The organism is Kitasatospora sp. NPDC057512 (genome assembly GCF_042802135.1).
Taxonomy (GTDB): Bacteria; Actinomycetota; Actinomycetes; order Streptomycetales; family Streptomycetaceae; genus Kitasatospora.
The window spans coordinates 1-10,590 of the sequence record NZ_JBHVET010000252.1 but is presented as its reverse complement, the minus strand read 5'-3'; the positions used below and the strand labels follow the sequence as shown (position 1 = coordinate 10,590).

At 73.5% G+C, this 10,590-nt stretch carries 11 protein-coding genes; 4 read left to right on the top strand and 7 right to left on the bottom strand.

Going from position 1 to position 10,590, the window contains the following annotated elements:
- Positions 1–44 precede the first annotated feature (44 nt).
- The 6 genes from ACFU6K_RS18225 to ACFU6K_RS18200 form a co-directional block, all read right to left on the bottom strand.
- A complete protein-coding gene (locus tag ACFU6K_RS18225) occupies positions 45–1,487 on the bottom strand; it encodes an MFS transporter (protein ID WP_380664169.1) in 1,443 nt (480 codons plus the stop codon).
- Positions 1,484–2,350, bottom strand: coding sequence for a glycerophosphodiester phosphodiesterase (locus ACFU6K_RS18220; protein ID WP_380664167.1), 867 nt, complete (start codon positions 2,348–2,350; stop codon positions 1,484–1,486). Before ACFU6K_RS18220 ends, ACFU6K_RS18225 begins: the two co-directional genes overlap by 4 nt.
- Before the next feature lie 180 nt (positions 2,351–2,530).
- Positions 2,531–2,926, bottom strand: coding sequence for a hypothetical protein (locus ACFU6K_RS18215; RefSeq protein WP_380664165.1), 396 nt, complete (start codon positions 2,924–2,926; stop codon positions 2,531–2,533).
- Positions 2,923–3,342 carry a protease inhibitor I42 family protein gene (locus tag ACFU6K_RS18210; RefSeq protein WP_380664163.1) on the bottom strand — a complete coding sequence of 140 codons (420 nt, stop codon included), beginning with the start codon at positions 3,340–3,342 and terminating at the stop codon, positions 2,923–2,925. The genes ACFU6K_RS18215 and ACFU6K_RS18210 overlap by 4 nt, the downstream gene beginning before the upstream one ends.
- An 89-nt stretch (positions 3,343–3,431) precedes the next feature.
- Positions 3,432–5,009, bottom strand: a complete 1,578-nt coding sequence (locus tag ACFU6K_RS18205; protein WP_380664161.1) for a peptidoglycan-binding protein — start codon at positions 5,007–5,009, stop codon at positions 3,432–3,434.
- Positions 5,010–5,188: 179 nt separating this feature from the next.
- Positions 5,189–5,524, bottom strand: coding sequence for a hypothetical protein (locus ACFU6K_RS18200; RefSeq protein WP_380664159.1), 336 nt, complete (start codon positions 5,522–5,524; stop codon positions 5,189–5,191).
- A 420-nt stretch (positions 5,525–5,944) separates the two neighbouring features.
- On the opposite strand from ACFU6K_RS18200, the gene ACFU6K_RS18195 reads away from it, so the two are divergent.
- Positions 5,945–7,174 carry an FAD-dependent monooxygenase gene (locus ACFU6K_RS18195; protein ID WP_380664157.1) on the top strand — a complete coding sequence of 410 codons (1,230 nt, stop codon included), beginning with the start codon at positions 5,945–5,947 and terminating at the stop codon, positions 7,172–7,174.
- Positions 7,175–7,253: 79 nt separating this feature from the next.
- Here ACFU6K_RS18195 and ACFU6K_RS18190 read toward each other — a convergent pair whose 3' ends face one another.
- Positions 7,254–8,156 (bottom strand): UTP--glucose-1-phosphate uridylyltransferase, encoded by a 903-nt coding sequence (locus ACFU6K_RS18190; RefSeq protein ID WP_380664155.1) that lies wholly within the window; start codon positions 8,154–8,156, stop codon positions 7,254–7,256.
- 303 nt (positions 8,157–8,459) lie between these two features.
- On the opposite strand from ACFU6K_RS18190, the gene ACFU6K_RS18185 reads away from it, so the two are divergent.
- The 3 genes from ACFU6K_RS18185 (at position 8,460) to ACFU6K_RS18175 (ending at position 10,574) form a co-directional block, all read left to right on the top strand.
- A complete protein-coding gene (locus ACFU6K_RS18185; RefSeq protein ID WP_380664153.1) occupies positions 8,460–8,831 on the top strand; it encodes a YciI family protein in 372 nt (123 codons plus the stop codon).
- A complete protein-coding gene (locus ACFU6K_RS18180) occupies positions 8,828–10,060 on the top strand; it encodes an RNA polymerase sigma factor (RefSeq protein ID WP_380664151.1) in 1,233 nt (410 codons plus the stop codon). The genes ACFU6K_RS18185 and ACFU6K_RS18180 overlap by 4 nt, the downstream gene beginning before the upstream one ends.
- 184 nt (positions 10,061–10,244) lie before the next feature.
- Positions 10,245–10,574 carry a hypothetical protein gene (locus ACFU6K_RS18175; protein ID WP_380664149.1) on the top strand — a complete coding sequence of 110 codons (330 nt, stop codon included), beginning with the start codon at positions 10,245–10,247 and terminating at the stop codon, positions 10,572–10,574.
- Positions 10,575–10,590: the final 16 nt, after the last annotated feature.

Sequence of the window (10,590 nt, the reverse complement as noted above, 5' to 3'; positions counted from 1 at the left end):
CATGAGCGGGGGGAACGGCCGGGCCCGGTCCGTCGTACGGGCGGTCAGAGGCGCTCGGGGACGGGGTTGCCGACGGCCTCGATGGCGCGGCGGACCGGGACCTTGAGCAGGACGACGAAGCCGATGACGAAGAAGACCAGCAGCGAGATGATCGCCGAGCGGTAGCTGCCGGTGAGCTGGTAGGCGAGGCCGAAGACCAGCGGGCCCATCCAGCTGGTGCCGCGGTCGCTGACCTTGTAGAAGCTGAAGTACTCGGCCTCCCGGCCGGGCGGTATGAGGTGGGAGAAGAGGGAGCGGGAGAGCGCCTGGCTGCCGCCCAGCACCAGGCCGATCATGCAGGCCAGGGCGTAGAACCAGGCGGGCTGGTGGGCGGGCATGAAGTAGCCGAGGGCCAGGGTGACGACCCAGCCGACCAGGGAGCCGAGGATGGTCCGCTTGGCGCCGTACCGGTGGGCGATCCGGCCGAGCAGCAGGGCGCCGCCGATCGCCACGACCTGGACCAGGAGCACGGCGGTGACCAGCGAGGTCTGCTCCATGCCGAGTTCCTCGCTGCCGTAGAGCGAGGCCTGGGAGACGACGGTCTGGATGCCGTCGTTGTAGCAGAGGAAGGCCGCGAGGTAGAGCAGGGTGAGCGGGTGCTCGCGCATCCGGCGCAGGGTGCGGCCGAGTTCGCGCAGGCTGCCGGCGGCGGGCTCGCCGGGCGCGGTGGTCGCCGTGGTCGCGGTGGGGGCGGCGGGGGCCACGCCGGCCCGGGAGGGCAGCCGCAGCATCGGGACGACGGTGAACAGCGCCCACCACAGGCCGGCCGAGGCGAGGCAGATCCGTACGGCGGTGCCGGAGTCCAGGCCGAACGCGTCGTGGCCCTGGAACAGCGCCAGGTTGGCGATCAGCAGCAGTCCGCCGCCCGCGTAGCCGTAGGCCCAGCCCTTGGAGGAGACCTTGTCGCGCTCGTCGGGGGAGGCGAGGCCGGGCAGGTAGGCGTAGGAGAGCGCGACCGAGACCGCGTACGCGATGTTGGCGACCACCAGCAGTGCGCCGCCGAGCAGGTAGCGGTCGCCGCCGAGGAAGAACATCCCCATCGTGGCGAGCGAGCCGACGTACGCGAAGCCGCACATCAGCTCCTTGTGCCGCCCGGTGCGGTCGGCGACGGTGCCGGTCAGCAGCATCACCGCGACCGAGAGCAGCACGGAGAAGGAGACCGTGTACGGGAAGAACGATCCTGCGCGGATCGTCAGGCCGAGCGGGTGCACGTTGCCGGCCGCGTCGGCGGCGTCCTTGGCGACGGTGGTCAGGTACGGACCGAGGAACACCGTCAGGACGGTGGCGGAGAAGGCGGCGTTGGCCCAGTCGTTGATGTACCAGCCGAACTGCATCCGGCGCAGGGCGCGTCCGTCGGCGTCGGCGGCAGCAGCGGCAGTAGCGGCGGCCGGGTCGGGGTCGTTCGGCGGGTCGTCCGGCAGGTGCTTCGCCGAGTTCGTGGTGCTCATGGGGTTCCCATCACCGTGCTGGAGCCGGTACTGCCGTCCGTCCAGCAGCCGCGCTCGCCGAGGACGTCCCGCAGGACGTCGATGCGATCGGCCATGATGCCATCCACACCCAGGTCCAGGAGAGCCCTGATCCGTGTGGGATCGTCCACAGTCCAGACGTGCACCTGGAGGCCGAGCCGGTGGGCGGTGCGGACGAAGGCCCGGTCGACCACCCGGACGCCCCGGTGACGCTCCGGCACCTGCGCGCACAGCCCGGCGAACGGCGCCCCGGAGGGCGTCCCGGACGGCGCTTCGGACGGTGCTCCGGATGGCGCTCCGGACGGCGCGGAGGCCCGCCGCGGCAGGAACGATTCGGCCAGCGAGCGCAGCCGCAGCCGGGCCACCTCGCGCGGGCCGAGCGAGGTCGCCAGCCGCGGCCCGGCGGCGGCGCGGACGGCGGCCAGCCGGCTGTCGGAGAAGCCGCCGACGCAGACCCGGTCCCAGGCGTCGGTCCGGCGGATCGCCTCGACCAGCGGCCCGACGGCCGGGGCCGCCTTGACGTCGATGTTGAAGCGGGCCCCGGGGAACGCGCCGAGCAGGTCCTCCAGCAGCGGCACCGGCTCGGTCCCGCCGATCCGGGCCCGCCGGACGGCCTCCCAGGGCAGCTCCGCCACCGCCCCGGCGCGGTCGGTGACCCGGTCGAGGCGCGTGTCGTGGAAGGCGACCAGCACACCGTCGGCGGTCGCGTGCACGTCCGTCTCCAGATAGCGGTACCCGAGCGCGACGGCGGCCTCGAAGGCGGCGAGCGAGTTCTCGGGGCGCCCGAGGTCACCGCCCCGGTGGGCGAAGGCGAGCGGCCCGGGGTGGTCGAGGAAGGGGTGCATGCGGTGCTCCGAGCTGCGGGGGGAGGGCCCGACGGGCCCGGCGGGGCCGGGATCCGTGGGCGGACCAGCGCGTTACAGTATGACGCACCCTGTCAAGCAGTAACGCGGTGCCGGGCCCCCGGCCGGATCCCCGGCCAGGCCCGCTGTCAGGTCCTCCCGTCAGGGCCCGCCGGGCCTCCGTCAGGCCCCCCGGACGTCCCGGCGCATGCCGAGGATCTCCGCGACGGCGTCCAGCCACCGGGCGAGCAGCTGGTCGCCGTCGACGCTGGTGACGGTGGTGGCCGCCGAGCCCAGCCAGTCGCGGGCGAGCCGGGCCGGCTCCGGCCCCGGCAACGGCTCGGCGAGGTCCGCGGCGTAGCGGGCGCCGCCGCTGCGCACCACCTCGGCGAGGAAGGCGAGCGACCGGGGGACCACCCCCAGCGCGTCGGCGGCCAGCGCCGCCGCGACGGCGCCCTCGCCGAACAGCGCGGCCCGGTACGGACCGGCGAAGGCCAGGCCGTAGCGGAGCATGGCGGACACGTCGAGCTGCCGCAGCTCCTCGTCGGTCTTGGGACGGAAGCGGCCGTCGGGGCTCATCGGACCGTCACCGGGTAGGTGTTGCGCACGACCATGTTCCTGTTCTCTTCGCTGGGGGCGGGGAGGTTGCAGTAGCTGCGGAAGCAGTTGAGGAGGGTGACGGCGGTGGTTCCGCGGCCCTTGGCCTCGAAGGTGTAGAAGCGGGTGCCGCCGACCCCGTCCGAGGTCTTCGACTCCGCGGGGAGGTCCAGCTTCTCCGCGACCAGGGCCGCGACCGCGGCGTCCGGCTCCGGGGCCGCGACGCTCCAGCGGTCGCCGACCGAGGAGTTGTCCCGGACGGCGATCGTGAAGCGCTCGCCGACGGCGAGGCTGACCGATCGCTCCTCCGCGCCGAGCACCCGGCCGCGGTCCGGACCGGACGGCGCGTCCTGCCCGCAGGCCGTCAGGCCGGCCGCCAGAACGGCCGCCAGCGCCACCGCCCGCAGCGGTCCGGGTGCCGGCCTCCGCGCCGGCCCTCGCGTCGGCCTTCGTGTCGACGTCGTCGTGAACACCCTTGCCACCCCGGTCACTTCGGCAGGTGGACGGCGTAGGCGGTGGGCAGCCGGTCGTCCGAGGCCCCGGCCATGCGGCCGTTGACGAAGTCGTCCTCGCTGACCCAGGTGGTGGTGCCCCACGGGTTGTAGATCTGCAGCATGTTGCCCTCCTGGCCGACGATCATCATGGCGTGGCCCGACCGCTTGCCGTCCTTGTCGTAGCCCTCGACCCCGACCGGCACCGGCTTGCCGTCGGCGACCGCCTTCTCGATGTCCGGCAGCAGCTCCCGCCGGGCATTGTTGTCCGGCATCGGCTTGTAGTCGAAGTCGGCGCCGGTGTGCGGGCTGACCTCCTTCTCCAGCACCTTCTCCTTGCCGTCCGCCCCCATGCCGTCCCAGTTCGCGCCGCCGCCGCCCTCCTGGTGCACCCGGTGCTGCTCGGCCAGCAGCCGCTGCTGGAAGGCCGCCGGGTCGTCCTCCTGGCCGGACGGGCCGCCGGTCAGGTCCAGCGCGTAGAGCGGGTCGACCATCGCCCGGGCCGTGACGGTGGAGGAGGCGACGCAGGTGCCCTCGGTGTCCGCCTGCTTCCAGTTGGCGCCGTCGAAGGTCACCTGGTCCGTGTTCCGGTTGGAGCCGTTCTCCTGCTGCCCGCCGCTGCTGGTGTCCCCGTCCTCGGTGTAGACGGGCGTCAGGTGCGTCCGGAGCCACTCCGGGTCCTTGCCGTGGATCTTGCCCTGGAAGGCGCGGATCTCGTCCATGGAGTGGCCGGCCGCCAGCGCCTTCATCAGATAGGCGCGCTCCTGCGGGGACTTGGAGTCGGCGAGCAGCTTCTCGAAGTCCGCCCGGTCCTTGTCGTTCATCTTGTCCAGGTACTCGCCGGACCGCTTCATGTCGTTGGCGGTCAGCAGCTCGTTCAGCTCGGTCGGGCCGTCCGGACCGGAGGTCTCGGCGAGCACCAGCTTGTCGGCGGCGGTGACCGCATTGGTCTTCATCTTCCCCGCCCGGGCCTCGGAGGCCAGCTTGTTCAGGTCGCGGGCCGCCGCCCGGGCCGCCTCGTCGGCGTGCTTGGCGGCGCTCAGCATCGCGTCGACCTGGGGCACGGCGGCCTGCTGCGCCTTCTTGCGCGCCGCCTCGTCCTCGTCGTCCTCGAACCACTCGTCGAACCAGCCCTCCTCGCCGCCCAGCTCGCTCAGCACCTGCTGGAGCGCGGAGCGCGCGGCGCCGTCCTGGCCCTGGGCGGAGCGCAGCGCGTCCGCGAGGCCGAGCAGGGCCGTCCCGCCGTTGTAGAGCGCGGTGGTCTGCTGGTCGACGGCGCGGGCGGCGGCGGCCACCACCTCGGCGGCCTTCGCGCCCGTCGAACCGGTCCAGACGTCCGGCAGCCCGGAGGTGGCGACCGCCAGGACCTCCTGGTGGAGCTGGGTCGAGTCGGCGGCCGCGGTCTTGTAGCGGTTGCCGGTGGCCTCGATGGTGCCCGGGTCGCCGACCGGCGCGTGGACCGCCAGCGCGCCCTTGATCGCGGAGATCAGATCGTTCTTGCTGTCCGCCTCGCGGACGTCCTTCAGCCGGTCGCTCAGCGCCTTGCAGCGCTGCGTGGTGGATTCGCCTGCCATGACGGCCCGTTCGCCCCCTGTACCCGTTGCCCGTGGTGTCGTTCCCCGCCGCTGCCCGGCGGTCCTCCGTCAGCTGCCCATCGGCCGCTCGACGGCTGCTCGTCGGCCGCTCATCGGCTTCCGGGCGCCGGCTCGTCAGCCGCCGTCCGCTCCGATGTCCGGCGCGCGCCGGTCCGGCCTCAGCCGAAGGGCCGGTAGTCGCCGCTGCGCGAGGCGGACGCGAGGTCCTTCACCACGCTGCCGTCGGCCGACTGGTAGTTGTTCGAGGAGCCCCGCACCTTGCCGGCCAGCTCGCTCAGCGCGCTCTTGATCGTCGCGGTCTCCGCCTGCCAGGCGCTGCTGAAGTTGCGGTACGCCGGGTCGACGTCCTCGCCCCCGAACACGTCCGCGCTGTAGCAGACCGGGTCGCTGATCGCCGTTCCGATCGTCCCCTCGTCCCCGGACGCCTTGTCCAGCGCCTTCGCCTGTCCCTCGGCCCCGCCGGCCTGGATCGCGTACCCCGACCCCTGCGCCATGGTTCACCCCTCGTGCGTCCCCCGAGCCGTCCGCGCGACGGCGTTCGAGCACCATACGGGCCCTCCGGTGCCCGGGCAATTCGTATCGCGCCTGGTGGGAGCGCTGTTGCGAATTCATGACACACCGTCCGCGACCCGGTGACGGCGGGTGGCGGGGCGCGGACGGAGCCGGGTGGTGGTCCCCCGGTGGTGTGCCGGCTCGGGGAAGAGCGCCTCGACGTCGAGCGGGCGCGGGGGTGTGGTTCTCGGCATGGGCTCGACCCTGGGGAACGGCCGGTGGCACCCGGGAGCGGGGTCCCTGATGCCGTGCTGTCAGCGCCGTGCCGGTGTCCCGCCGACGGTGACAGTGCCGCGTCCGCGTCCTGCAAGTGGCAGAGCGCACAGTGGTGTTGAGACAGAGCAATCCCTGGGAGGAACACCATGTCGAACAGCACTCGGCCGGGCTCCGGCCCGCGCAGCACCTCCGTCCTGGTCTCCGGCGCCGGGATCGCCGGCACCGCCCTCGCGTACTGGCTGAACCGGTACGGCTTCCGGGTCACCGTCGTGGAGCGGGCCCCCTCGCTGCGCGGCGGCGGGCAGGCCGTGGACGTCCGCGGCACCGCCCTGACGGTGGTCGAGCGGATGGGGCTGCTGGAGGAGGCCCGGGCCCGTCGGACCGGCCTGCGCGGGATGTCCGTGGTCGACGCGGACGGCCGCGAGCTGCGCCGCACCACCGAGTGGACGGCCAGCGGCGGGCCGGTCGGCGGCCCGGACGTGGAGATCCTGCGCGACGAACTCGCCGAGCTGATCGCCGCGGCGGACGCGGGCGCCGGAACCGTCGGGGACGCCGGGCCCGGCGTCGAGTACCGCTTCGGCGACTCGATCGACACCCTGGTGCAGCACCGGGAGGGCGTGGAGGTGCGCTTCCGCAGCGGCACCGAGCAGGCCTTCGACCTGGTCGTCGGCGCCGACGGCCTGCACTCGAACACCCGCCGCCTCGTCTTCGGCCCCGAAGCGGACTACCTGCACCCCATCGGCGCCTACCTCGCCGGCTGGAGCGCGCCCAACCACCTGGGCCTGGACCGCTGGGAGGTCGTCCACCGGCTCGGCGACGACCCGAACTGGTTCTGCATGGCGATGACCGTCCGCGACAACAGCGAACTGCGGGTCTTCGTCGGCCTCCACACCGACGAGCCGCTCGACCGCATGCTCCCGCGCGACCCCGCCCGGCAGCGGCGGCTGGTGGCCGAGCGCTCCGCCCACGCGCGCTGGGAGGTACCGCGCTTCCTCCGGGCGCTGGAGGAGACCGAAGCCTTCCACTACGACGTCGTCGCCCAGGTCCGGATGGAACGCTGGTCCAAGGACCGCGTCGTGCTGCTCGGCGACGCGGGCTACTGCTGCTCCCCGCTCACCGGTCAGGGCACCAGCGTGGCCCTGACCGCCGCCTACGTCCTGGCGGGCGAGCTGCACGCCGCCGACGGCGACCACCGCGCGGCCTACCCCGCCTACGAGCGGCGGCTGCGCGACCACGTGGCCGCCAACCAGGCGATCCTCGAACTGACCGGCGACCGGCGGGCCCGGTCCGAGAGCATCGCGAACCTGGAAGGGCCCGGCCCGGAGCTGGAGTCGGCCTTCCGGGCGGCCCTCGACTTCGACCTGCCCGCGTACTGACCGCCCGACGGCCTGCCCCCACGGCCTGCGCCGCCGCCCCTGACGACCCGTCCCGCCACGGGCCGTCCGGGCGTCCGTCCTACGAGGCGGGGGAGAGCTCCGCGGCGAGCCGGCGCAGCTCGGGCCCGTACTCCGGGTTGGCGAGCGCGGCCGCGAACTGGGCGCGCAGGTAGGCGGCGGGGTTGCCGGTGTCGTACCAGGTGCCGGCGATGACCTGCCCGTAGACCGCGCGCCGGGCCGCGTAGGCGTTGATGGCGTCGGTCAGGTAGACCTCGTCCTCGGGCTTCTCGTGCCAGCGGAGGGTCAGTTCGCGCAGCTCGTCGACGATGCCGGGGGTGATGACGTAGCCGCCGATCGCCGCGTACGAGGAGGGCGCGTCGGCCGGCTTCGGCTTCTCGACCAGGCCGCTGATCCGCAGCGAACCGCCGCCGAGGTCCTCCTTCACCACCGGCACGCCGTAGCGGTAGGAGTCCTCGGGCGCCATCGGCATCAGCGCGAGCACCGGCGCGTTGGTCTGCTCGTACGCCCTGATCAGCTGCTGCGCGCGGGGGACTTCCGCCACGAAGACGTCGTCGGGCCAGAGCACCAGGCAGGGCTCGTCCCCGAAGTGGCGGGCGGCGTTGAGCACCGGGGTGCCGTTGCCGTACGGGCCGTGCTGGTAGAGGTAGCTGATGTGGCCCTTGCGGGACAGCTCGCCGACCTCCTCGACCGCCGCCGCGAAGGCCTCCTTGCCGTCCCGGCGCAGCTGCTCGACCAGGACGGGGTTGGGGCGGAAGTGCTCCTGGATCAGCCCCTTGTCGCCGTTCACGACGATGGTGATGTCGGTGATGCCGCTCTCGACCAGCTCGCGCACGGTGTGCTCGATCACCGGCTTGTCGCCGACCGGCAGCATCTCCTTCGGCGTGGCCTTGGTCAGCGGCAGGAGGCGGGAGCCGAGCCCGGCGGCGGGGATGACGGCTCGGCGGATCGTCCGGGGGGCCATGTGAGACGCTCTCTCGTTTCGTCGGTGGTGCGACGCCTTGGTGACGCGGCGTCACGGCCGACGCTATCAAGGACCGAGAGCACGTTGAGTGGACGGTTGCCGTACGGAAGTTGGCCCCCCGGCGGCCGTCCGGCTGCGCCCGGCGCCCGCCAGCGGCCGGTGGCCCGGGGGGCGCGTGGGGTGCGGGGGCGCGAGGGGATTCGTGGGAGATTTGTCCGCCGGAGGACGTCAAGACGGCGTCGCCCGCTCCGACCACCGGTCGAGGGCGGCCCCGTCGGGGCCCGCGAACCCGAGGAGGACGAGATGAAGTTCCTGATCAGCCTGCACCTGAACCCGGCCGTGCTGGACGCGCTGACCGACGAGGAGAAGGGGGCGATCGGCGCCGGGCACGGCCGGTTCGTCGAGGAGCTCAAGGAGTCCGGCGAGCTGATCCTCACCCAGGCGCTGGTCGATCCCTCGCAGGCCGCCGTGGTGAGCGTCCGCAACGGCCAGCCGGTGGTGACCGACGGGCCGTTCCTGGAGGCCAAGGAGTTCCTGGGCGGCTTCTACCTGGTCGACTGCGAGGACAAGGAGCGCGCGGTCGAACTGGCCGGCCGCATCCCGGACGCCGCGATCGAGGGGCTGGGCGTCGAGGTGCGGCAGGTGATGTTCTCCGACGGACACTTGGAGGCATGACGGAACCGGACTTCGAGGACCTGCTGCGTGGGCTCACGCCGCGGGTCCTCGGCACGTTGGTACGACGGTACGGCCGCTTCGAGGGGTGCGAGGACGCGGTGCAGGAGGCCGTCCTCGCCGCCGCCGTGCAGTGGCCGTCCGAGGGGGTGCCGGACAACCCGCGCGGCTGGCTGGTGACGGTCGCCTCGCGCCGGCTGATCGACCAGCTGCGCGGCGACCGCGCGCGGCGCGAGCGGGAGTTGACGACGGCGGCCGCCGAGGTGGTGCCGGAGGAGGTGCCGGACACCGACGACACGCTGCTCCTGCTGTTCCTCTGCTGCCACCCGGCGCTGACCGCGGCGTCCCGGACCGCCCTGACACTGCGGGCGGTCGGCGGGCTGACCACGGCCGAGATCGCCCGCGCGTTCCTGGTGCCGGAGGCGACGATGGCGGCCCGGATCAGCCGGGCCAAGCAGCGGATCAGGGCCGCCGGCGGCTCGTTCGAGCAGCCCGGGCGGGCCCTGTCGGCGGAGCAGCGCGAGGAGCGGCTCCGGGTGGTCCTGCACGTGCTCTACCTGATCTTCAACGAGGGCTACACCGCCTCCTCCGGCGGCGAGTTGCACCGCCTCGACCTCGCCCGCGAGGCGATCCGGCTGACCCGGGCGGTGCGCGCGCAACTGCCCGAGGACGGCGAGGTCGCCGGGCTGCTGGCGCTGATGCTGCTGACCCACGCCCGCCGCGCGACCCGGACGACGGCCTCCGGCGACCTGGTCCCGCTGGCCGAGCAGGACCGCACCCGGTGGGACCGCGACCTGATCGAGGAGGGAACGGCGCTGGTCAAGGCGGCGCTGGCCGGGCCGGAGCTCGGCCCGTACCGGCTCCAGGCCGCGATCGCCGCGACCCACACCGACGCGGCCCGCGCCGAGGACACCGACTGGCGGCAGGTGTACGCCCTGTACCTGATCCTGGAGCGGATCGCACCCAACCCGATGGTCACCCTCAACCGGGCGATCGCCCTCGCCGAGACCGAGGGCCCGGAGGCCGGCCTGGCGCTCCTCGCCGCGCTGGACGCGGACACCCGGATGGCCGGCCACCACCGGCTGCTCTCCGTCCGGGCGCACCTGCTGGAGCGGACCGGCGACACGGAGGGGGCGTACGAGCACTACCGGCGCGCCGCCCGGGCCACCGCGAGCCTCGCGGAGCGCCGGTACCTGGAGGCCAGGGCAGCCCGGGTGCGACCGACCGGTTGAGCCGTCTGCCTCCGGGTCGCCCCCGGCTACCCGGTCTTCCGCATCACGGGCAGCTGAACACCCCTGCCGGACGGGGGCGTTCGTACCGGAAGGGAGGAACTACGGTGAGTCACCGGGCCCTTCTTGCTCCCGAATCGTTGTCCACGGCGGCAGACCAGCCGAGGACAACCACCGGAGGTTCCCCATGAGGGACGAGCCCGAAGCGACGGACGAACCCGAGAAGACGGACGAGATCGTGACGATCGACGGATACGAGATCGTCGACGGGGTCGAGACGATCGACGGGATCGAGATCCCGCCGTACCGCAGCTACACCTGGGACGGCGAGGAGGGGGCCGTCCACATCGTCCTCTACCCGGGCGAGGAGGAGGCCGACGAGGAGCGCAAGGCCGAGTTCCGGGCGAGGGGCGTCCGGATGCTGGCCGACCTGAACGCCGAGCGGGAGGCGGAGCACACCCCGCCGTTCCCCGGCCTGCGGACCCTGCGCCTGATCCACGGTGAGGGCCACGCCTGAGCCACCCGCTCCCGCC